The organism is Phaeobacter sp. HS011 (genome assembly GCF_018101215.1).
In the GTDB taxonomy this organism is placed as follows: domain Bacteria; phylum Pseudomonadota; class Alphaproteobacteria; order Rhodobacterales; family Rhodobacteraceae; genus Phaeobacter; species Phaeobacter inhibens.
In genome coordinates this window covers 78,710-98,848 of sequence record NZ_JAGEUF010000002.1, presented here as the reverse complement: position 1 = coordinate 98,848, position 20,139 = coordinate 78,710, and the positions used below count along the sequence as shown (strand labels likewise).

Annotated in this window: 21 protein-coding genes; 11 read left to right on the top strand and 10 right to left on the bottom strand. The window is 59.4% G+C overall.

Annotation, left to right across the window (positions count from 1 at the left end):
* The first annotated feature begins 19 nt into the window (after positions 1-19).
* Positions 20-646 (top strand): TetR family transcriptional regulator C-terminal domain-containing protein, encoded by a 627-nt coding sequence (locus J4721_RS03995; protein WP_102848985.1) that lies wholly within the window; start codon positions 20-22, stop codon positions 644-646.
* 102 nt (positions 647-748) lie between these two features.
* On the opposite strand, the gene preA is transcribed toward J4721_RS03995, so the two are convergent.
* The 4 genes from preA to J4721_RS03975 all read right to left on the bottom strand — a co-directional run bounded on the left by preA (position 749) and on the right by J4721_RS03975 (position 4,599).
* The gene (gene preA / locus J4721_RS03990) at positions 749-2,053 is read right to left on the bottom strand and encodes an NAD-dependent dihydropyrimidine dehydrogenase subunit PreA (protein ID WP_014874407.1); all 1,305 of its coding nucleotides are present in this window, start codon (positions 2,051-2,053) and stop codon (positions 749-751) included.
* A 53-nt stretch (positions 2,054-2,106) separates the two neighbouring features.
* Entirely contained in the window at positions 2,107-3,441 is a 1,335-nt protein-coding gene (locus J4721_RS03985) for an NAD(P)-dependent oxidoreductase (RefSeq protein ID WP_211002144.1), read from the bottom strand.
* Between the two features lie 327 nt (positions 3,442-3,768).
* Complete coding sequence (locus J4721_RS03980; RefSeq protein ID WP_102854466.1) at positions 3,769-4,164, bottom strand: RidA family protein; 396 nt, start codon at positions 4,162-4,164, stop codon at positions 3,769-3,771.
* 171 nt (positions 4,165-4,335) lie between these two features.
* Positions 4,336-4,599, bottom strand: a complete 264-nt coding sequence (locus J4721_RS03975; RefSeq protein ID WP_014874404.1) for a DUF2312 domain-containing protein — start codon at positions 4,597-4,599, stop codon at positions 4,336-4,338.
* Positions 4,600-4,832: 233 nt separating this feature from the next.
* Here J4721_RS03975 and J4721_RS03970 point away from each other — a divergent pair, with 233 nt between their 5' ends.
* Positions 4,833-5,054, top strand: a complete 222-nt coding sequence (locus J4721_RS03970) for a hypothetical protein (protein WP_014874403.1) — start codon at positions 4,833-4,835, stop codon at positions 5,052-5,054.
* 113 nt (positions 5,055-5,167) lie between these two features.
* Here the strand turns inward: J4721_RS03970 and J4721_RS03965 are convergent, their stop codons facing one another.
* Entirely contained in the window at positions 5,168-5,398 is a 231-nt protein-coding gene (locus J4721_RS03965; protein ID WP_027247495.1) for a hypothetical protein, read from the bottom strand.
* Positions 5,399-5,744: 346 nt separating this feature from the next.
* On the opposite strand from J4721_RS03965, the gene J4721_RS03960 reads away from it, so the two are divergent.
* The 4 genes from J4721_RS03960 to J4721_RS03945 all read left to right on the top strand — a co-directional run bounded on the left by J4721_RS03960 (position 5,745) and on the right by J4721_RS03945 (position 8,009).
* On the top strand, positions 5,745-6,608 hold the full coding sequence (locus tag J4721_RS03960; RefSeq protein WP_211002143.1) for an MBL fold metallo-hydrolase: 864 nt from the start codon (positions 5,745-5,747) through the stop codon (positions 6,606-6,608).
* A gap of 80 nt (positions 6,609-6,688) precedes the next feature.
* The gene (locus J4721_RS03955; protein WP_014874401.1) at positions 6,689-7,117 is read left to right on the top strand and encodes a YeeE/YedE family protein; all 429 of its coding nucleotides are present in this window, start codon (positions 6,689-6,691) and stop codon (positions 7,115-7,117) included.
* A complete protein-coding gene (locus J4721_RS03950; RefSeq protein WP_014874400.1) occupies positions 7,117-7,548 on the top strand; it encodes a DUF6691 family protein in 432 nt (143 codons plus the stop codon). The genes J4721_RS03955 and J4721_RS03950 overlap by 1 nt, the downstream gene beginning before the upstream one ends.
* Positions 7,549-7,559: 11 nt before the next feature.
* Complete coding sequence (locus tag J4721_RS03945; RefSeq protein ID WP_014874399.1) at positions 7,560-8,009, top strand: TIGR01244 family sulfur transferase; 450 nt, start codon at positions 7,560-7,562, stop codon at positions 8,007-8,009.
* Between the two features lie 115 nt (positions 8,010-8,124).
* Here the strand turns inward: J4721_RS03945 and J4721_RS03940 are convergent, their stop codons facing one another.
* The 5 genes from J4721_RS03940 to J4721_RS03920 all read right to left on the bottom strand — a co-directional run bounded on the left by J4721_RS03940 (position 8,125) and on the right by J4721_RS03920 (position 14,467).
* A complete protein-coding gene (locus J4721_RS03940) occupies positions 8,125-9,519 on the bottom strand; it encodes a FliM/FliN family flagellar motor C-terminal domain-containing protein (protein ID WP_211002142.1) in 1,395 nt (464 codons plus the stop codon).
* A gap of 81 nt (positions 9,520-9,600) precedes the next feature.
* Entirely contained in the window at positions 9,601-12,279 is a 2,679-nt protein-coding gene (locus J4721_RS03935) for a sensor histidine kinase (protein WP_211002141.1), read from the bottom strand.
* On the bottom strand, positions 12,279-12,614 hold the full coding sequence (locus J4721_RS03930) for a hypothetical protein (RefSeq protein WP_014874396.1): 336 nt from the start codon (positions 12,612-12,614) through the stop codon (positions 12,279-12,281). The genes J4721_RS03935 and J4721_RS03930 overlap by 1 nt, the downstream gene beginning before the upstream one ends.
* Positions 12,611-13,054, bottom strand: a complete 444-nt coding sequence (locus J4721_RS03925; RefSeq protein ID WP_211002140.1) for a response regulator transcription factor — start codon at positions 13,052-13,054, stop codon at positions 12,611-12,613. The genes J4721_RS03930 and J4721_RS03925 overlap by 4 nt, the downstream gene beginning before the upstream one ends.
* Positions 13,055-13,153: 99 nt before the next feature.
* Entirely contained in the window at positions 13,154-14,467 is a 1,314-nt protein-coding gene (locus J4721_RS03920) for an XRE family transcriptional regulator (RefSeq protein WP_211002139.1), read from the bottom strand.
* A 232-nt stretch (positions 14,468-14,699) separates the two neighbouring features.
* Here J4721_RS03920 and J4721_RS03915 point away from each other — a divergent pair, with 232 nt between their 5' ends.
* From J4721_RS03915 to J4721_RS03895, 5 genes are all read left to right on the top strand, one after another.
* Entirely contained in the window at positions 14,700-16,046 is a 1,347-nt protein-coding gene (locus tag J4721_RS03915) for a substrate-binding protein (RefSeq protein WP_014874393.1), read from the top strand.
* A gap of 152 nt (positions 16,047-16,198) precedes the next feature.
* A complete protein-coding gene (locus tag J4721_RS03910) occupies positions 16,199-17,221 on the top strand; it encodes a branched-chain amino acid ABC transporter permease (protein WP_014874392.1) in 1,023 nt (340 codons plus the stop codon).
* A 4-nt stretch (positions 17,222-17,225) separates the two neighbouring features.
* Entirely contained in the window at positions 17,226-18,428 is a 1,203-nt protein-coding gene (locus tag J4721_RS03905) for a branched-chain amino acid ABC transporter permease (RefSeq protein WP_014874391.1), read from the top strand.
* 12 nt (positions 18,429-18,440) lie between these two features.
* Positions 18,441-19,196: an ABC transporter ATP-binding protein gene (locus J4721_RS03900; RefSeq protein ID WP_014874390.1), complete on the top strand. Its 756-nt coding sequence runs from the start codon at positions 18,441-18,443 to the stop codon at positions 19,194-19,196.
* Between the two features lie 11 nt (positions 19,197-19,207).
* Positions 19,208-19,963 (top strand): ABC transporter ATP-binding protein, encoded by a 756-nt coding sequence (locus J4721_RS03895; protein WP_014874389.1) that lies wholly within the window; start codon positions 19,208-19,210, stop codon positions 19,961-19,963.
* Positions 19,964-20,139: the final 176 nt, after the last annotated feature.

The following is a 20,139-nucleotide window of genomic DNA, read 5'->3' as shown; positions in this document are numbered from 1 at the left end:
GAAGAGCCCGAACAGCCCGATGCCCAAGGATCGCAGCCCGACCCGCATTCAGAAAAAGAATCGCGCCACTATTCTGGAGGCAGCCCTTGAGGTGTTTTCCAACAGCGGATTTCGCGGTGCGACCGTGGACCAGATTGCCCGCGCTGCCGGGTTAAGCAAGCCCAATCTGCTTTATTACTTCCCCTCGAAGGAAGCAATTTTCACGGAACTGTTGTCCGGATTGCTCGACACCTGGCTTGACCCGCTGCGCGCCATCGACCCCGAGGGCGATCCGCTGGAGGAATTGCTAGCCTATGTGCAGCGCAAATTGCAGATGAGCCGGGACTTCCCGCGCGAAAGTCGACTGTTTGCCAATGAGATCGTGCAGGGTGCACCGCGAATGCTGGACACCCTGTCCAAGGATCTCAAACCTCTGCTGGAAGAAAAAGCGGATCTGATCGAAGGCTGGATGATCGCTGGGAAGCTGAACCCGACCCATCCGAAACACCTACTGTTTTCGGTCTGGTCGCTGACCCAGCATTATGCGGATTTCGATGTCCAGGTGCGGACGTTGATGGGGGATGAGGATCCCTTTGATGCGGCACCAGAGCATCTGGATCGGATGTTCCGACGCATGCTGACACCCGCTGCCACCGGCATTCGCTGACCGCTCTCCTTTTTTACAGGACGGACAAAAAACGGCGCGCCGGTCAGGACGCGCCGTTTCTCATATCACTCACACCGGCCATTGCGGGCCAGTGATCCCCGCTTACTCAGCAGCGGTCACCGCCGGGTTGTTCGGATGGGTTGTCCAATTGGCATAATCGTCGGAAACAACCTCGCCCGTACGCTCATCAATCTGCCCGGCCGGCACCTCTTCCATGGTGATGCAGCCTTCGACCGGGCAAACATTCACGCAGAGATTACAGGCCACGCATTCATCGTCTTTCACGGTGAAGACGCGGTCCTCGCTCATCGCGATGGCCTGATGCGAGGTGTCTTCGCAAGCGGCAAAGCAGCGGCCGCATTTGATGCAATCATCCTGATTGATCTTGGCTTTGGCGACGTAGTTCAGATCCAGATACTGCCAGTCGGTGACATTGGGGACAGCTTTGCCGACAAAATCATCCAGCCGGTCATAACCTTTATCGTCCATCCACTGGTTCAGGCCGGAGATCATCTCCTTCACGACATTAAAACCATAAGTCATGGCAGCGGTGCAGACCTGCACATTGCCAGCGCCCATGGTCATGAACTCCGCGGCATCGCGCCAGGTTGTCACGCCGCCGATGGCCGAAATCGGCAGACCATGAGTTTGCGGACAACGGGCAATTTCAGCCACCATATTCAGCGCAATCGGCTTCACCGCCGGACCGCAATAACCGCCGTGTGTACCTTTGTCGCCGATGGTCGGCTCAGGCGCCATTGCATCAAGATTTACCGAAACGATGGAGTTGATGGTGTTGATCAGGCTGACAGCATCCGCACCGCCCGCTTTTGCCGCCCGCGCAGGGTGGCGAATGTCGGTAATATTCGGCGTCAGCTTCACGATCACCGGCTTGGAGTAGTATTTCTTGCACCATTCCGTGACCATCTGGATGTATTCCGGCACCTGCCCCACGGCAGAGCCCATACCACGTTCCGCCATCCCATGCGGGCAACCAAAGTTCAGCTCGATCCCGTCAGCACCGGTGGCTTCGACGCGCGGCAGGATATCCTTCCAGGCCTGCTCTTCACAGGGCACCATCAGGGAGACGATGATCGCACGATCCGGGTAGTCCTTCTTCACACGGGTGATCTCTTCCAGATTCACCTCAAGCGGGCGGTCGGTGATCAGTTCGATATTGTTGAGCCCCAGAAGGCGGCGATCCGCCCCCCAGATCGCGCCATAGCGCGGCCCATTTACATTGACGACGGGAGGGCCCTCGGAGCCGAGGGTCTTCCAGACCACCCCGCCCCAGCCGGCCTCAAAAGCACGGCGCACGTTGTATTCTTTGTCCGTCGGCGGCGCGGAGGCGAGCCAGAACGGGTTCGGAGATTTGATCCCCAGAAAATCTGCTGTCAGATCAGCCATTTGTCTGTTCCTTACACTGGCAACACAGGGCCGGGTCTGGCCCTGTGGCTGGCTTAGCCCATCAGGCTGGCGTGGATATCCATAGCGGCGTCGCGCCCTTCGGCGACGGCTGTCACGGTGAGGTCTTCTCCGCCAGAGGCGCAATCCCCCCCGGCCCAGACCCCGGCAAGTGACGTGCGGCCCTGCGCGTCCACCTTGATCTTGCGCCCTTCAAGCATCAGCGCATCGGGCTGATCTTCGAGGGCCTGCCCGATCGCCTTGTAGATCTGATCCGCCGCGATCCGCAGCGTTTCTCCGGTGCCTTTCAGTTGTCCATCGTCGTTCGTGGTATATTCCAGCTCAATTTCAGCACAGGCACCGTTGCCATGCACCGCGACAGGCTGAACATTGAACAGCAGGCGCACCCCCTTGGTTGCGGCCAGATCCTGCTCAAACCTGCTCGCGCCCATGGCGTCACGGCCGCGGCGGTAGGCGATGGTCACAGTCTCAGAACCAAGAAGCTTGGACTGCACCGCAGCATCCACTGCCGTCATGCCGCCGCCGATCACGACAACATTGCGCCCGACCGGCAGGCTCGTCAGATCATCAGCCTGACGCAGTTCGGCGATGAAATCGACGGCATCACGGACGCCATCCTTGTCCTCGCCAGCGGCACGCAGCGCATTGACGCCGCCAAGACCGATAGACAGGAACACTGCATCATAGTCGGCCTTGAGCGCGTCCAGGCTCAGTTCCGCACCGAGTTTTTTACCGTACTCGACGGTGATCCCACCGATTTGAAGCAGCCAATCCACTTCACGACTGGCAAAATTCTCAGTCGATTTATAGGCAGCGATCCCGAATTCGTTGAGGCCACCCGCTTTTGGCCGGGCCTCATAGATGACCACGTCATTGCCCAGCATTGCCAGACGATGCGCTGCTGCCAATCCTGCGGGTCCGGCACCGACAACAGCGATCCGCTTGCCCGTTGCGGCTGCGCGCGTAAAGGGATGTACCCCCTTTTCCATCAACGTATCGGTCGCATGGCGTTGCAGGCGACCGATCTCAACCGGCTTGCCCTCTGCCGCTTCGCGGACGCAGGCTTCCTCGCAGAGTGTTTCGGTCGGACACACCCGGGCGCACATACCGCCAAGGATATTCTGTTCCAGAATAGTCTTCGCCGCAGCTTCCGGGTGACCGGTCTGGATCTCGCGAATGAATTGAGGAATGTCGATGGAGGTGGGACATGCCGTCATACAGGGCGCATCGTAGCAGAAATAACAGCGATCCGCTGCCACTGCCGCCTCATGCGCCTCATATTGCGGATGCAGATCTCCAAAGTTATCGGCAATTTCTGAGGCGGACAAACGCCCTGCCTGGATGCCGGATGCCTGATGGCTGGTCGCCATTGGGTGTCTCCCTGGATTTGTTTTTTATGCAAATCAGAGTGCCACAGTTTGATTTTTTATCAACTGGTAAAATTTTTGATCGGTCGATTTTTCAAGGCGACATCATGAAGAAAGCGCGGCAACACATTGAATAATAATAGAAATACCGCCCCGCACAAAAGTTGGACAGCTGGGGCAAACCACCCCGATAAGCCGATTTGCGCAAATACTGCGACCCAAACAGGGTCAGCACCATTGCCCTAAGCAAAGTAAAAAAGCCGCCCCTCTGCCCGATACAATCGTACAGAAAAGCGGCTTCAAAAACTCTGAATAGATGCGCAGACTCGGTTAGGTGAGCATGGCGGTGGCTTCGATCTCGATCTTCGCGCGATCTTCGACAAGCCCCGCAACCACGACCATCGTCATCGCCGGAAAGTGGTAGCCCATGACAGCGCGGTACGCCGAGCCGACGTCACGCTGATGCGCCAGATACTCAGCCTTGTCGGTCACATACCAGGTCAGCCGGGTGATGTCGCTGGCGGTGCCACCGGCCTCCTGCACGACCGTCAGAATATTCTCAAGCGCCTGGCTCATCTGGCCAATGAAGTCGTCCGTCTCAAAGACCTGATCCGCAGTCCAACCGATCTGGCCACCAACAAACAGCATCCGCCCCTCGCCGATCATGCCGTTGGCATAGCCTTTGGCCGGTTTCCAGCCTTCGGGGTGCACATTCACTGTCGGCATGTTTGGCTCCTGTTCTGAGCGCGACGATCCGCGCAATCCCTAACGGGTTCCAATATCCATCAGGAATAAATTTACTTCAAGCTTAAAATATGCAAACTTAAAGAACAAAAAAGCCCTCCGCCATCGCGAAGGGCCAAACAGGCTTGCGCCATCAGATGAAGCCGTATCGGCTCACATGCCAAGCGCTTCCTTGTACATTTCCAGAACCGCCTCTTCTTCGGCGATATCATCTTTGTCACGTTTGCGCAGCGCAATCACCTTGCGGATCACCTTGGTGTCATAGCCGCGCGCCTTGGCCTCGGCCATGATCTCTTTCTGCTGCTCAGCAAGATCTTTTTTCTCAGCGTCCAGACGCTCAAACCGTTCAATAAACTGGCGCAATTCACCAGCGGTCACACGGTAGCTGTCGCTTTTTTCGTCTTCGGTCATATCCATCGTGGGCTCCGTCGGCAAAGGGTGGAAACTCGGATCAGCCCCCCAGATACAATCGCACCCCTTGCTCCGCAAGCGGTGATAGGGAGATCGGGCACCCGACCCGCCCGAATAGGCAAAAACAACCACAGTCGGTGCGCGCGCCTAACCCCGGCTGGCTTGCCCTGCCCCTGGCAATCAGGTAGGCGCAGGCCAAACATGACCGGCGCAGCGATGCGCCGCCACTGGAGAGTGCGATGTACGAGATTATGGTTTGGGCCGGCGCGGCCGTATCTGTGGCGGGTTTGATCGGGCTGATGTGGAGCGTGGTGCGCGTCATGCAGGCCAAACGGCAGAAGCTGGACGACGATGCCCTGCGCGCTGTGGTTCAGAAAGTCCTGCCCTATAATCTTGGTGCGTTGTTTCTGTCGGTCATCGGGCTGATGCTGGTCATGCTGGGGCTGACACTGGGCGGCTGATCGCTGACTCAAAACGGTCATGACCACGACAGCGGGCGGCTCCCCTGCAGCCCCCTTGCATCAGCATCCAGCATCTAGGTCTATTGCCCCGAACAGACGGGGTCGGCGCAGCCTCAGACCGGCATGTTGTCGAACATTTCTTCAGCCGCCTCCTCACCGAGCATCTGTTCCAACCGCAGCATTCGGCTTGGAACGCGGCCCCCCGCGACCCGCAACTGTGCCAGGGTTCGGCTGAACTCAGTATATAAGACAAGCCGATCCAGCCGATGCGCGGCCAGTATTCTGCGTTCAAACCCTTGCGCTTGCTGCATCAGATTGTCGATCTTCCTGTTATCACTGGTCATTCTGCACTCCTCCCTTGGACCTGCGCGTCGGACCGCATCAACGGCATGGCCCGGACACCCAGCAGGATTGCGGGAGGCTGCACAACGGCCTCCAACTCCATCCCGGCACCCGAGTCTTGACACAGGTCATCGCCGCTCACCTCACCGCCGTCGCAACGATAGCAGGAAACCCGCTACGTGACTTTGAGCAAGATCAACCATAACGCGAAATTGCGCTCATGCAAGTCATGGCGGCGAACATGGCAGCCTGCACCCGCTAACCAAAGTCCATTCAAGTTTTATCGCCTGCGCTCTTGTACATATTCACTTTTTAATATATGTAACAAGCAGCAGCAGGAGATCCCCCATGAAGCCGATCGTCAAAGCGTTTTTTGATGAACAGACAAACACCGTATCCTATCTGGTGCGCGAGCCCGATGGCACTGCTTGTGCCCTGATCGATTCCGTTTTGGATTTCGATCACGCAGCCGGTCGCACCGACACCCGCTCTGCCGATGAGATGATCGCCTGGGTAAAGGCCGAGGGTATGCGGGTTGAGTGGATCCTCGAAAGCCACGTTCACGCCGATCACCTCTCAGCAGCCCCCTACCTTCAGGAGCATCTCGGTGGTAATATCGGCATCGGTGCCAATATCACCCTGGTGCAGGACACCTTCGGCAAAGTCTTCAACGAAGGCACAGAATTTCAACGCGATGGCAGCCAGTTTGACGCGCTGTTCAGGGAGGGCGACAGTTTCCACATCGGGCAATTGCGCGGTGATGTGCTGCACACGCCGGGCCACACCCCTGCCTGTCTCACCTATGTGATTGGAGACGCTGCATTTGTGGGCGATACACTGTTCATGCCCGACTTTGGCACCGCCCGCTGCGATTTCCCCGGTGGCTCTTCGGAAGCGCTGTTTCAGTCGATCCAGAAGATCCTGACGCTCCCCGATGAGACACGTATTTTCGTCGGCCATGACTACAAGGCACCGGGCAGAGACGATTACGCCTGGGAAACCACGGTGGGCGAGCAGAAAGCGCTCAACATCCATATTGGTCAGGGCCGTCCGATTGAGGACTTCGTCGCCATGCGGGATGCCCGCGACGCAACACTGCCGATGCCGCGTCTGATCCTGCCATCTTTGCAGGTCAATATGCGCGCAGGCCAGATGCCGGACACCGATACAGACGGCAATGTCTACCTGAAGGTGCCGATCAACAAACTCTGATCCGAAGGTTCCTGATAGATCCGGCGCGGATATGTCCGGGGTTGCCTTGCCACAGACTGATAGATCACAAGGATTTCACCATGAATATAGATTGGATCTGGGGACTGATCGGCGGCGCGCTGATCGGTACGGGCGGTGCGGTGTACCTGCACGGCAATGGACGCATCATGGGCGCCAGCGGCATTCTTGGCGGCCTGATTGATGGCAGCGGCCGTAACAGCGCCGCCGAGCGGCTGGCCTTTATTGCGGGCGTTGTTCTGATCCCGCTGGTGATGTGGCTGACCATCGCCGAAGTGCCGGATACGCATCTCACCTCAAACACTGCGGTGATCGTAGCGGCGGGGCTCCTGGTGGGGCTTGGCACCAGGATTGCAAATGGCTGCACCTCCGGTCACGGCGTATGTGGCATCTCCCGGCTGTCCCTGCGCGGGTTGATTGCCACTGTCATCTATATTCTTGCCGGTGCCCTGACCCTGGCTCTGTTCCGCCATGTCTGGAGCCTGATCTGATGCGTCTTCTTCTGTCTTTCTCGGCTGGCGGGCTGTTTGGCCTTGGCCTGTTTCTCTCTGGCATGACCGACACACAAAAGGTTCAGGGGTGGCTTGATATATTCGGTGCCTGGGATCCGACGCTGGCCTTTGTGATGGGAGGGGCCATATTGCCAATGGCACTGGCCTGGCAGCTGACCCAGGGTCGCGCGCCGCTGGTTGGGGGCCACTTTCCAACCCCGCCACGGCAGGAGCTGGACCGACGACTGATCATCGGGTCTGTCCTGTTTGGTATCGGCTGGGGGCTGGCTGGCCTCTGCCCCGGACCGGCGATCGCCTCTCTCAGCTATGGCGGCACCGGCGGCATCATTTTCATCGCAGCAATGCTCGTCGGCATGATTGCAGCGCCACCAGTCGCCCTGCGACTGGACCGCGCGGCTGCAAGCACGTAAAAGGCCGGATCATGGACCCACGCACGTTGACCCCCCGCTATTCCGTCTCGCCGCAAATTTCGGTCGAGGACCTGCCGCAACTGGCCGCCGCCGGATTCACCACGGTGATCTGCAACCGCCCTGATGCTGAGGTTCCGCCCAGCCATCAAGCCGATGCCATCCGCGCCGCTGCCGAGGCGCAGGGGTTGCGGTTCGAGGTGCTGCCGCTGACCCACCAAACCATGACACCGGAGAATGTTGCGAAACAGCAAGCCTTTGTAGAGGCCTCAGAAGGTCCGGTGCTGGCCTATTGCGCATCCGGGACCCGCTGCTCGGTTGTCTGGGCATTGGGCCAGGCTCCCCTGCTGCCGGTGGATGAGATACTCGCCACCACTGCGGAGGCCGGGTATCAGCTTGATGGGCTGCGCCCGACGTTGATTGCGGTGGCCACACAGGCGACCCAGACTGCAAACGAAAACTGATATCGTCAGCTGAAGTTCTGATTGTAGATGAGCTTCACCCTGTAAGACGCGGAAATCTAATGGCAGTGCTGATCATGCGCTGCCATTTTCTATTTCGCCCCGCAGTTTGACAGGTTCACCCTGTGCCGCTGTTCAGCCCGGCCAGATCGGAGATTTCCACCGCAGCGGCATCCGCGCTGAAATCGCCCAGGCCGTCACCTAAGCCATCCCCGAAGTCGTCGCCCATAGGCATCGCACCAAGGTCTGGGAGGTCCCCAAGATCAGGCAGATCACCGGACATGGCGTCACCAAGCCCATCGCCCAGACCATCTGGAAGGTCTCCGCCCATCGGCATACCAGCGAGGTCACCACCAAGGTCGCCGCCCAGATCCCCTCCGAGGTCGCCGCCCAGATCGCCGCCCAGATCGCCGCCAAAGCCACCTAGATCACCTCCGAGGTCGCCAAGCCCATCGCTCAGGTCTCCACCCATGCCACCCATACCGCCCATGGGGTCCTGCAAACCGTCAGCCGCGACGGAGAGATCCAAGGTGGGTGGCTCATGCTCCAACGCCCCGGCACCGTCGCCCATGTGGGAGGAGAACGCACTCTCGTCAGCCGCACGGTCGTTCACCAGTTTCGTGCGAGGATCAGTTAGCCTGACAGCGCGGGCACCGTTCATCTGGCCCAGACGCCCCTGCGCAATAGCCTGACCACTGATGGATATCATTTCCGTCTCATAGAGGAACGCCTGATCCAGCGGTAGAAGATCCCCCTCCTCGAGCGCGGAAAATTCATTCGCGGGAACCTTCATTCTGCATAGAACAGCGCGCAACTCGGCCCGCATGGATCCCATGTTGCTTCCCAGCGATGGGCCAGCCTGATGAGCGTTCTGGCCTGCCTCGCCCAGATCTTCGGGCGAAGGTTCAGGCAGGATCAGGGTCAGCCCGCCCTGCATCGCCCCGCAGGCAAGATCCAGCGTGAGCTCAATCACCCGGTAGTCTTCGGCCTCGAGCCCGAGAACGAGGCTGCGCACATCCTCCACCTGCGCTCCGAAACGATAGCCGGAGAAAATCGCCTCATCCTTCTGCTGAGCCAGCATCGAAACCACCTTAGCAAAGGTGCGCTCAAGAAAATCGGCAACCATGGCCGCGTCTGTCGGGGTGTAATTCCGCTCACTCGGTGCCTTGCCCAGCACCTGCCCCATGGTCTGCTGTTGGATAAGCGCGGTGACGGTCGGTGCATCCAGAGTGGCGGCCCCAATTCGCCCGTTTGGCCCATCCAGCACCACCAACAGATGCTTGTCCGACAAATGTGGTGGCAGATCCTCGGGAATGCGGTTGGCCTGGCGCGCGGCCAGCACCGCAACGGGAAGGTCACACAGATCCGCTGCTGCCCGCGCAATCGAACGGCGCAAAGCCTTAAGGGTCAGCGAACTGGTAAGCCCGCCCTTGCCCTCTTTGGTGGCTGCCAGTTTGCGGGCCAAGACCCCGCCGCCACCGTTCGCTGTCGCTTCCGATTTCGTTTCAGACATAGGTTGTAAACCTGCCCCTCTCGCACCGCTTTGCCCTAGATTTACCTCAAGAGTGGTTACCAATAACTTTACGCGAAACAGTTAAACCGGGTTTTCCTGACGAAAAGGTAAGGAAACTTGAAAGGCACCGCCAACCTCCCCAGAAAGATAGGCCACATCGCCGCCGAGACGCTGCATGATCTCCCGACAAATCGCCAGACCAAGGCCCGCACCGCCTGCCCGCTCCGGGCTAACCCTCGAAAATTTCTCAAAAATAGTGGTGCGAAACGCGGGCGGGATCCCGTCACCATTGTCGATGAAATCAATGAACAACCAATGACCACTTTGACGGGCAGTGATGCGCAGTTGCGGATCCGCTGCCGTACAGTATTTGTCGGCGTTGGCGATCAGATTGATGAACACCTGCGCCAACCGGTCCAGATCAGAAGAGAGCCGCAACTCATCTGTCGCCGCGTCACGCTCCACCCGCAACCGCGCCGATCCATCCGCCAGCGCAGTGGCCACCGCATGATCCAGCACATCCCCCAAGCGCCCGGCACTGATATTGAGGCTCACCTGGCCATTTTCCAGCACGCTAAGGTCCAGTAGATCGTTCAGCAGACGGGTGAGCCGCTGCGCCTCATCATGGATAATGCCCGCATAGCGACTGTGATCTTGCGACGCGAGGTTCTCGGTATCGCGCAGGATTTCGGAAAACGCACGGATGGAGGTCATCGGCGTGCGCAATTCATGGCTCACCTGGCTGAGGAAGGCATCTTTCTGCTGTGACAACTGCGTCAGTTTTTCGTTTGTTTCCTGAAGTTTGCGCGCAGTTCTTGACAGTTCTTCAGACTGTGTTTCAAGCCGATTGGAATACTCGAGGATCTGCGCCGTCTCATCCGCCACCGCTAACAGATCCTGCACCGAGACCGAAGACCCACCAACGATTTGCCCGACCATCGCATGGGCCGCCGCCGCCCCGATAGAGGCGCTGAGCTCGCGCTCCAGCCGCTCCAAGAACGCAGGGGTCGGCTCCGGCAGCGGGCCGCGCCCGCCCTGGCGCGTCAACTCGCTCTGAAAGAACTTCTGCGCCTCACCCGCCCCCAGGATACGCTGGGACATGACCATCAGATCCTCGCTCTGCGCTACGGAGCCGGTCCAGCCGCGCGGACCCGAAGAATGGTCAAATACGTGAACAAATTGCGCGCCCTGAAGGCGCTCCATCGGGCTAGGGAAGGTCAGCAGAGACCCGATCAGGAACGCCGCCGTGTTCAATGCCATCGACCACAGAACCGCATGGACCGTAGGGTCCAGCCCCTCAATCCCAAAGAGCGCATGAGGGCGCAGCCACGACAGGCCCAGCACCCCGTCCGCCAGCACATGCGCAGGCAGCAGCCCCCCGCCCAGTTCTGGCAAAAGCATCGTATAAAGCCAGATCGCAAACCCAACGGACAACCCTGCAAGCGCTCCACTGCGGGTCGCGCCGCGCCAGAACAGCCCGCCCACGAGGCTTGGCAGCATCTGTGAAATACCGGTGAACGAAATCAGACCGATAGCCGCCAGCGCCGCACCGCCACCCGAGAGCGTATAATAGAAATAGCCCAGCGCCATGATGCCCGCGATCGACAGCCGCCGCGACAGCAGCACGACATGGCGCACATCCCCGGAGACGGAGGCGCCCACCTCCTGCCAGCGCAGCCAGATCGGCATGACGATATGGTTCGACACCATGGTCGACAATGCCATCGCAGCGACAATCGCCATGGATGTCGCAGAAGAGAACCCTCCCAGAAAGGACAACATCGCCAGCCCCTGTTGCCCCTCGGCCAAGGGCAGGGTCAGGACGAATAGATCCGGGTTTGATCCCACTGGCAACAGCTCCAGCCCGATGGCGGCGATCGGCACCACAAAGATCGAGATCAGCAGGAGATAGAGTGGAAACGCCCAGGCCGCGACGCGCAGATGCCGTTCATCCTCATTCTCGACCACCATGACCTGGAACATTCGCGGCAGGCAGACAAAGGCCGCCGCCGAGAGGAAGGTGATCGTCGCCCAGCGCCCGCCATCAACCTGCCATTGCCCGATGGAGGAGGCATCAATCCGGGCCATAGTCTCACCGACCCCACCCGCGATTCCCCAGACAACAAAGATTCCCACCGCCAGCAGCGAGACCAGCTTGACCACCGCCTCAAGTGCCACGGCAGTAACGACGCCGTGGTGGCGCTCATTGGCGTTGAGATTGCGCGTGCCGAACAGAATGGCAAAAGCTGCAAGCCCGGCCGCCACCCAGAACACCGTCTGCGTTTCATTGACACTGCGCAGCGGGTCAGCTTCTGCGAAGATCGAAAAAGACAGCGTAATAGACTGCAGTTGCAGTGAAATATAGGGAGTCGTGCCAATCACTGCGAGAATGGTGACACCAATTGCCAAGAGGTTGGACTTGCCATAGCGCGCCGACAGAAGATCCGCGATGGAGGTGATCCGCTGGCTGCGCCCGATACGGACCAGCTTGCGCAACCCCCACCACCAGCCGACCATGACCAGTGTCGGGCCAAGATAGATGGTGATGTATTCCAATCCTGAGCGCGCCGCGTAGCCGACCGCCCCGTAGAAGGTCCAGGCGGTGCAATAGATCGACAGCGACAGTGTGTAGATCAACGGTGACCGCATCCAGCGGGCGGGACGTCCATGGCTGGCATGACGATCCGCAGCGAAAGCCACGATGAACAGCAGCGCAACATAGCTCAGACAGACCAGCGCCAGAACATTGAGTGACGCCATCAGTCCGCGTCCCCGCCCCGGCGCGGTTCGCCACCTTCGGTCCAGTGCTCCGCCCAGCGCCTCACCGCCAGAGCAAAGCCAAAGCTCGCCAGAATCAACCCCGCCCAGACCACAAGGATATAGATCATGGCCCGTGACAAAGGCATGCCTGACATGCTGTCCGGTGCAGGATAGGGGTCTGGGTCCGGCCACATCAGTGGCACCAGCAGTAACAGCGCGCCCAAGACCGGCAACACGCGGGCAACATCCATCAGACGGCGGCGGCGATATGTCCGGCGCTCAACAAACGGCGCGCCGGTTTCGCCCTCGCCTTCGGCGCCGTCGCCACGGATCATCCCTGGCGGGCCTGTTCAGCCAGATCATCAGCCGCACCGCCAGCCTCAGACAGACCCGCGCGGTTCTGGGCCGCTTGCGCATGAAGGTCGCGGACCGCGGTCAGAACCTCATTGTTGGAGAACGGTTTTGTCATGAACCGAGTGACCCCGGCCTGCTCTGCCATTTCGCGGTCGCGCAGCTGTCCCCTTGCGGTCAGCATCAGAACCGGCAAATCCGGCAGCTGCCCGCTGTCGCGCAGTTCGCGAATGATCTCCAGCCCGCTTTTGCCCGGCAACATCAGATCCAGGATCACCAGATCCGGCTTAGCCGTGCGGATCACCTCAACCGCATCACTGCCATCGGCGTGGCTGTCGACCTGCCAGCCATCGCGGGTCAGCAGAAATCGGATTGCCTCGGTAATATTCGGCTCGTCTTCGACCAGAACAACATGCCTGCCCATTGTGTGGATATTCCTCCCCTACGCCCGATCTTTCGCGAGGTCATTGCCTCAAGGCGTCTCCGTCCCTGTCGCAACAGTAGCGTTGCGGTTACGCCGCTGTCAAAACTCTTCCTTCAGGATCGACGGTTCGCGCCGCGCCACACAGTCGCGGCGCGAACAGATCCGGCAGCTCGCGCCAACTGGCTGCGCCGTCTCCGCCACCTCACCTTTGGGCAAGATCAGCATCACCGCGTGATACAGCGGATCGCTATCAAAATCTGGCCGCTGATGAGGCCAGGACACCGCCAGACAGTCGAAACCAACGGCACTACGCCCCTGCTGCACCACATCCCGGCGCACAGGCACCTGAGGGCGCGATAGCGCAGTATAAAGCGGCCACAACGGACAGGAGGCTCCGAACCTTGGCAATGCAAACCCCGTGACCGGCTTGCGGAAAAGGATCGATCCAGAGGCATCGCAGACCACCAGCCCCGCCTCCTGGCCGAGCACTGCAGGCGGCAACGCCCCAAGCCGACGCAGCACCGTCGACAAATCACAGTCAAACGTACGAGCCAAGTTGACGGGCGCAATCCCACCGCTGGCTAGGCATTCAGCAAGCGGCGACAAAGGCAGCGCCTCGGCGTCGGCGCAGTATTGCAGCAGGGCTGCACGGGCGATGACACGCCCCGCCTCACTCACCAGATCGCTCCCCTGCGCAATCAGCACCTCAATCAGATCCCCCCGCGCCTCAGTCTCCGACTCTTCCAGATCCGGAAAGTGATGACCATGAGTGGCAAAGAACTGCTCGACCTCCTCCTGGGGGACACCACGGCGATCAGCGGAGGTATTGCTCTCATCAAGGAAGTTCACCAACGCGCGGCTACTTTCTGCAAGGCGCAGCGAATCCTCATTGAGGTTCTTGTGGAACCGGTCACGCCATTCGACCTCCAGCTCTCCGGTCTCCGCCAGGATCGACGCAGTTGAACGGATCGCCGCGGCAGTGGACAGAACCTCATGCAGCGAGGCTGCCAGCTGCGGGTCATGGGTCAGCCGGTCCGACAGGGTTTGAACCGTCCGCTCCAGGCTGGCGATACGCTGCTGGCTTTGTGCCAGCACCTCGGCCCAGCCCGGGAACCTGCCCGCAAATTCATCCACCCGGTCCAGCTCGGCCACCGGCCGGGGCAGATCCGCGGCAGCCTCCCGCAGGGTCGACAGCAGCGCCACCTCCGCCCCTTCCGTCAGCATCGAAGGTTCAACAGCCAGCACCCGCGCCAGATCAACCAGTAGCTTGCCACCGATTCTGCGCCGGTTGTGTTCAATCAGGTTCAGATAGGAGGCTGAGATTTTCACCTGTCGCGCAAGATCGGCCTGCCGCAGCCCCAGCATCAACCGCCGCTCGCGGATGCGGCTCCCTGTCAGCGTGTCACGCCCCATGGCGGCACTCCCTTCCAAAAGCATGGCGGATCAAGGGCTTTCTGCATTGCAACATAAGTTTCTTTACAGAAAACCCTTAACACCTGTTCATTTGTTTACAGAATAAGTCAGTATTTCAAGGGTTTTATTGCGTGATTTTACAAGCCGCGCCCATACTAGTTTTGCACGAGAACGTGCGGACGTCAGCGGAAGTGAGGAGCTGTTGTCGTCGTTACACATAAGGGAGGATTACATGTCCAAGACTGACGTATCGCGTCGCGGTGTCCTGAAGACCGGTGCCATCGCGGGCGCCGGCGTGGCGCTTCCGACGATCTTTACCGCATCGTCTGCAGCCGCGTTTACAAATGAGCCAACCGGCAGCACCGTGACGCTGGGCTTCAACGTACCCCAAACCGGTCCCTACGCCGATGAGGGCGCGGACGAGCTACGCGCCTATCAGCTGGCGGTCGAACACCTGAATGGCGGCGGCGACGGCGGCATGATGAACACCTTCTCATCCAAGGCCCTGCAGGGCAACGGGATCATGGGCAAGGAAGTCAAATTCGTCACTGGCGACACGCAGACAAAATCGGACGCGGCCCGTGCATCGGCCAAGTCGATGATCGAAAAAGACGGCGCCGTGATGATCACCGGCGGTTCGTCCTCCGGTGTGGCGATTGCTGTACAGGGCCTCTGCCAAGAGGCTGGCGTGATCTTCATGGCCGGTCTCACCCACTCCAACGACACCACCGGCAAAGACAAGAAGGCCAATGGTTTCCGCCACTTCTTCAACGGCTATATGTCGGGCGCGGCTTTGGCACCGGTGCTGAAGAACCTCTACGGCACGGACCGGAACGCCTATCACCTGACGGCGGATTACACTTGGGGCTGGACACAGGAAGAATCCATCGCCGCCGCCACCGAGGCGCTGGGATGGAACACCGTGAACAAGGTGCGCACGCCGCTGGCGGCAACCGACTTCTCGTCCTACATTGCACCGGTTCTGAACTCCGGCGCCGACGTGCTGGTACTGAACCACTATGGCGGCAACATGGTGAACTCGCTCACCAACGCGGTACAGTTCGGTCTGCGTGAAAAGGTTGTAAACGGCAAGAACTTCGAAATCGTTGTTCCGCTTTACTCCCGCCTGATGGCCAAGGGTGCAGGTGCCAACGTGAAGGGCATTCACGGGTCCACCAACTGGCACTGGTCGCTGCAGGACGAAGGCTCGCAAGCATTCGTACGCTCCTTCGGCTCCAAATATGGCTTCCCACCGAGCCAGGCGGCACATACCGTTTACTGCCAGACCCTGCTTTATGCAGATGCCGTAGAACGCGCGGGCTCCTTCAACCCCTGCGCCGTTGTTGAGGCCCTTGAAGGGTTTGAGTTCGACGGTTTGGGCAATGGCAAAACGCTGTACCGTGCCGAAGACCACCAGTGCTTCAAAGACGTGCTGGTCGTACGTGGTAAGGAAAACCCGACCTCGGAGTTCGACCTGCTTGAAGTCGTCGAAGTAACCCCGGCGGAACAAGTGACCTACGCGCCCGATCATCCGATGTTTGCTGGCGGTGCCCTTGGCACCTGCAACAGCGGCGCCTGATCACAGACCTGGGGCGGGCGCAGATCATGTGCCCGCCCTGCTAATCTCCCGGCGTCAACCTGCCCGACAATTCACGACGACAGGACCAGCGCCAGCGGCGCTGAACAGCCGACTTATGCCAATTCCAGACGGACCAACCGAAGGTGGGGACAATGGACGCAATCCTATTGCAAATCTTAAACGGGCTCGACAAGGGCTCGGCCTATGCGCTGATCGCGCTGGGTCTGACACTCATCTTTGGCACGCTCGGCGTGGTGAACTTTGCCCATGGGGCGCTGTTCATGATCGGCGCCTTCTGTGCGGTCACCGTGCAACGGGTCCTGAGCCTCAGCTTTGAAACCGTGGATGAAACCCAGAAGGACTTTCTGGGCAATCCGCTCAAAGTTAAAACCCCCTATGTCGAAAGTTGGTTCGGCCCCGAGGTGGGCGGCGCAATTATTGACTGGGCGGTACCACTCGCGATTCTCTTTGCCATCCCGATTATGATCGGCGTTGGCTATGTGATGGAACGCGGGCTGATCAAACATTTCTACAAGCGCCCCCATGCAGACCAGATTCTGGTAACCTTCGGCCTCGCCATCGTGCTGCAGGAGGTCGTGAAGTACTTCTACGGTGCCAACCCGATCCAGACCCCTGCCCCGGACGCCCTGAACGGCGTTGTCAACCTCGGCTCCATCATCGGAATGGACATCGTCTATCCGGTCTGGCGTGTGGTCTATTTCTTCTTTGCTGTGGTAATTATCGGCGGCATCTTCTCCTTCCTGCAATTCACCACATTTGGCATGGTGGTGCGCGCAGGCATGGCTGACCGTGAGACTGTGGGCCTGTTGGGCATCAATATCGACCGCCGCTTTACCATCATGTTCGGTATCGCTGCTGCGGTCGCAGGGCTGGCCGGTGTTATGTATACCCCAATCAACTCCCCCAACTATCACATGGGCATGGATTTTCTGGTGCTGAGCTTTGTTGTGGTTGTTGTCGGCGGCATGGGGTCCCTACCCGGCGCGGTGCTGGCAGGGTTTCTTCTCGGTGTGCTCGAAAGCTTCGCCTCGATGAATGAAATCAAATCCCTGATCCCCGGCATCGACCAGATCATCATCTATGTGGTCGCAATCATCATTCTGCTCACCCGCCCGCGGGGCCTGATGGGCCGCAAAGGTGTGATGGAGGACTAAGCACATGTTCACACTCAACAAAAAAGACAAGACGCTGCTGCTGGTCGTTGCCATCCTGACCCTGTTTGCACCGTTCATCCTGAACCCCTTCCCGACGGGCAGCGCCCTGGCGCAGTTCAACGCGGGCTACCCCGACCTGATGCAACGGTTTGTGATCTTTGGCATCTTTGCCATTGGTTTCAACATTCTCTTTGGCCTCACTGGCTACCTCTCCTTTGGCCACGCGGCCTTCCTTGGTGTCGGGTCCTATTCGGCGGTTTGGATGTTCAAGCTGCTAAGCATGAACGTGGTGCCCGCCATTGTACTCTCTGTGATCGTCGCGGGCCTGTTTGCACTGGTGATCGGCTATGTCAGCCTGCGTCGCTCCGGCATCTACTTCTCGATCCTGACGCTGGCTTTTGCGCAGATGTCGTTCAACCTGGCCTATTCGGTGCTGACCCCAATCACCAATGGCGAGACCGGCCTACAGCTGACGCTGGATGATCCCCGTGTTCTGGGCGTGTCGGCGACCGCCGATGGCTCCATCCCGGTGACCAGCCTCTTTGGCCTGGAAATGCGCTCGACCTTCGAGATGGTTGTGGGTCCATGGGCGTTCCAGTTCAACGCAGGCTACTATCTCTGCGCGCTGATCCTGCTGGCCGCATTCTACCTGTCGATCCGGATCTTTCGCTCGCCCTTTGGCCTGATGCTGAAGGCCGTGAAGTCGAACCAGCAGCGGATGAACTACACTGGCCTGAATACCCGGCCCTACACACTGGCCGCGTTTGTGATCTCGGGCATGTATGCCGGTCTGGCTGGTGGTCTGATGGCCTCAATGGACCCGCTGGCTGGCGCTGAGCGGATGCAGTGGACCGCCTCTGGTGAAGTGGTCCTGATGACCATCCTCGGCGGTGCCGGCACGCTGATCGGCCCGGTGCTGGGCGCAGGTTTCATCAAATACTTCGAAAACATCTTCTCCAAGATCAATGACAACGTCCTGCACAGCTGGTTCAGCTTCATGCCCGACGGGATCGAAGATGCGATGGTCTTCATCGTTCACCCCTTCATCGGCAAGGGCTGGCACCTGACCCTCGGCATCCTGTTCATGCTGGTGGTGATCTTCCTGCCCGGTGGCCTGGTCGAAGGCGGACAGAAGCTGCGCGGCTGGATCCAGGGGCGCAAAGCCAAAAAAGACGGCCCTTCGGGCAAAACTGAACCTGCGGAATAAGGAGCAAGACCAATGGGTATCCTTGAAGTCAAAAACGTAGGCAAACGGTTCGGCGGCCTGCAGGCGCTGTCAGATGTGAACCTCAGTGTGCGCGAAAACACGGTCCATGCCATTATCGGCCCCAATGGCGCGGGCAAGTCCACCCTGCTGAACTGTCTGGTGGGCAAGCTGATCCCCGACACCGGATCGGTGATGTTCGATGGCAAATCCGTACTGGGCCGCGCGCCCTATGAGATCAACCAGATGGGCATTTCCCGCGTCTTCCAGACGCCTGAGATCTTTGGCGATCTGTCGGTGCTGGAAAACATGATGATCCCCTGCTTTGCCAAACGTGACGGGGCCTTTGAAATGAATGCGATCAGCGCCGTTTCCGGCCAGCGCGACATTCTGGAAAAGGCGGAACATATGTTGGAGGAGATGAACATGGCCGACAAACGGCACATGAACGCCGCCTCCATGTCACGCGGGGATAAACGGCGGCTTGAGATTGGCATGTGTCTGTCACAAGAACCCCGCCTCCTGCTGCTGGATGAGCCGACAGCGGGCATGGCGCGGGCCGATACCAACAACACCATCGACCTGCTGAAACAGATCAAATCCGAACGCGACATTACCATTGCGATCATCGAACACGACATGCACGTCGTATTCTCGCTGGCGGATCGGATCACTGTGCTGGCACAGGGCACCCCGCTGGTGGAAGACGACCCGCAGAACATCAAAGGCAACCCGAAGGTGCGCGAAGCCTACCTCGGCGAGTCGGCGTAAGGAGATCACAGATGAACGTCAAACCCGACTTTTCCAAACACGCCAACCACGCCACCACGGCACCGGCCTTCCTCTCGGTCTGGGACATGCATGCCTACTACGGCGAGAGCTACATCGTGCAGGGCATTTCCTTCAATGTGCATGAAGGCGAGATCCTCGCCCTGTTAGGCCGCAACGGCGCTGGCAAGACCTCGACCCTGCGCTCAATCGCGCGCACCGGCTCACCGATGGTGACCAAGGGTGAGATCTGGCTCGACCATCAGCCGCTGCACAAAATGTCCTCCCACGAGGCCTCCGCCGCCGGTCTGGGACTCGTTCCCGAAGATCGCCGCATTATTCCCGGTCTCACTGTTGAGGAGAACCTTCAACTGGCGCAGATCGCCCCGCCCGTCGGCTGGTCGATCGAGCGGCTCTATGAGCTGTTCCCGCGTCTTGGCGAGCGGCGCAAGCAAGAGGGCGTCACGCTTTCTGGAGGCGAACAGCAGATGCTGGCCATTGCCCGCGCATTGGCGCGCGACATCAAGGTACTGCTGCTTGACGAACCCTATGAAGGTCTGGCGCCCGTCATCGTCGATGAGATCGAAAAAACCCTCATCCATATCAAACAACAAGGCATCACCACCGTCATTGTCGAACAGAACGCAGTGCGCGCGCTGGAACTGGCGGACCGTGCCGTGATCCTTGATACCGGTGGCATTGTCTTTGACGGCGCCGCAGCGGAGGTTCTTGAGAACGAAGAACTGCGCGCCGAATACTTGGCCATCTGATCCCAACACTCCCCGTCGGGCCGGTTCATGTGCCGGCCTTGGCACCTTGGGGCTGATGCAGTGGCATCGGCCCCTTTTTTGACTTCGCATAATGGAACCGGTGCCGCCCGTTTTCAAAGAGTCGCGCTTGCTCCCGGTTGCTCATTTGCCCTCTGAATTCGCTTTGCTTTGCGCCG

What these genes read in the sequence shown, in the direction of transcription:
- J4721_RS03905 (WP_014874391.1), top strand. Translation starts at nt 17,226, where the DNA reads ATGTTCACACTCAACAAAAAAGACAAGACGCTGCTGCTGGTCGTTGCC.
- preA (WP_014874407.1), bottom strand. Translation starts at nt 2,053, where the DNA reads ATGGCTGATCTGACAGCAGATTTTCTGGGGATCAAATCTCCGAACCCG.
- J4721_RS03960 (WP_211002143.1), top strand. Translation starts at nt 5,745, where the DNA reads ATGAAGCCGATCGTCAAAGCGTTTTTTGATGAACAGACAAACACCGTA.
- J4721_RS03895 (WP_014874389.1), top strand. Translation starts at nt 19,208, where the DNA reads ATGAACGTCAAACCCGACTTTTCCAAACACGCCAACCACGCCACCACG.
- J4721_RS03945 (WP_014874399.1), top strand. Translation starts at nt 7,560, where the DNA reads ATGGACCCACGCACGTTGACCCCCCGCTATTCCGTCTCGCCGCAAATT.
- J4721_RS03900 (WP_014874390.1), top strand. Translation starts at nt 18,441, where the DNA reads ATGGGTATCCTTGAAGTCAAAAACGTAGGCAAACGGTTCGGCGGCCTG.
- J4721_RS03955 (WP_014874401.1), top strand. Translation starts at nt 6,689, where the DNA reads ATGAATATAGATTGGATCTGGGGACTGATCGGCGGCGCGCTGATCGGT.
- J4721_RS03910 (WP_014874392.1), top strand. Translation starts at nt 16,199, where the DNA reads ATGGACGCAATCCTATTGCAAATCTTAAACGGGCTCGACAAGGGCTCG.
- J4721_RS03925 (WP_211002140.1), bottom strand. Translation starts at nt 13,054, where the DNA reads ATGGGCAGGCATGTTGTTCTGGTCGAAGACGAGCCGAATATTACCGAG.
- J4721_RS03995 (WP_102848985.1), top strand. Translation starts at nt 20, where the DNA reads ATGCCCAAGGATCGCAGCCCGACCCGCATTCAGAAAAAGAATCGCGCC.
- J4721_RS03915 (WP_014874393.1), top strand. Translation starts at nt 14,700, where the DNA reads ATGTCCAAGACTGACGTATCGCGTCGCGGTGTCCTGAAGACCGGTGCC.
- J4721_RS03965 (WP_027247495.1), bottom strand. Translation starts at nt 5,398, where the DNA reads ATGACCAGTGATAACAGGAAGATCGACAATCTGATGCAGCAAGCGCAA.
- J4721_RS03935 (WP_211002141.1), bottom strand. Translation starts at nt 12,279, where the DNA reads ATGGCGTCACTCAATGTTCTGGCGCTGGTCTGTCTGAGCTATGTTGCG.
- J4721_RS03970 (WP_014874403.1), top strand. Translation starts at nt 4,833, where the DNA reads ATGTACGAGATTATGGTTTGGGCCGGCGCGGCCGTATCTGTGGCGGGT.
- J4721_RS03930 (WP_014874396.1), bottom strand. Translation starts at nt 12,614, where the DNA reads ATGATCCGTGGCGACGGCGCCGAAGGCGAGGGCGAAACCGGCGCGCCG.
- J4721_RS03975 (WP_014874404.1), bottom strand. Translation starts at nt 4,599, where the DNA reads ATGGATATGACCGAAGACGAAAAAAGCGACAGCTACCGTGTGACCGCT.
- J4721_RS03950 (WP_014874400.1), top strand. Translation starts at nt 7,117, where the DNA reads ATGCGTCTTCTTCTGTCTTTCTCGGCTGGCGGGCTGTTTGGCCTTGGC.
- J4721_RS03980 (WP_102854466.1), bottom strand. Translation starts at nt 4,164, where the DNA reads ATGCCGACAGTGAATGTGCACCCCGAAGGCTGGAAACCGGCCAAAGGC.
- J4721_RS03940 (WP_211002142.1), bottom strand. Translation starts at nt 9,519, where the DNA reads ATGTCTGAAACGAAATCGGAAGCGACAGCGAACGGTGGCGGCGGGGTC.
- J4721_RS03985 (WP_211002144.1), bottom strand. Translation starts at nt 3,441, where the DNA reads ATGGCGACCAGCCATCAGGCATCCGGCATCCAGGCAGGGCGTTTGTCC.
- J4721_RS03920 (WP_211002139.1), bottom strand. Translation starts at nt 14,467, where the DNA reads ATGGGGCGTGACACGCTGACAGGGAGCCGCATCCGCGAGCGGCGGTTG.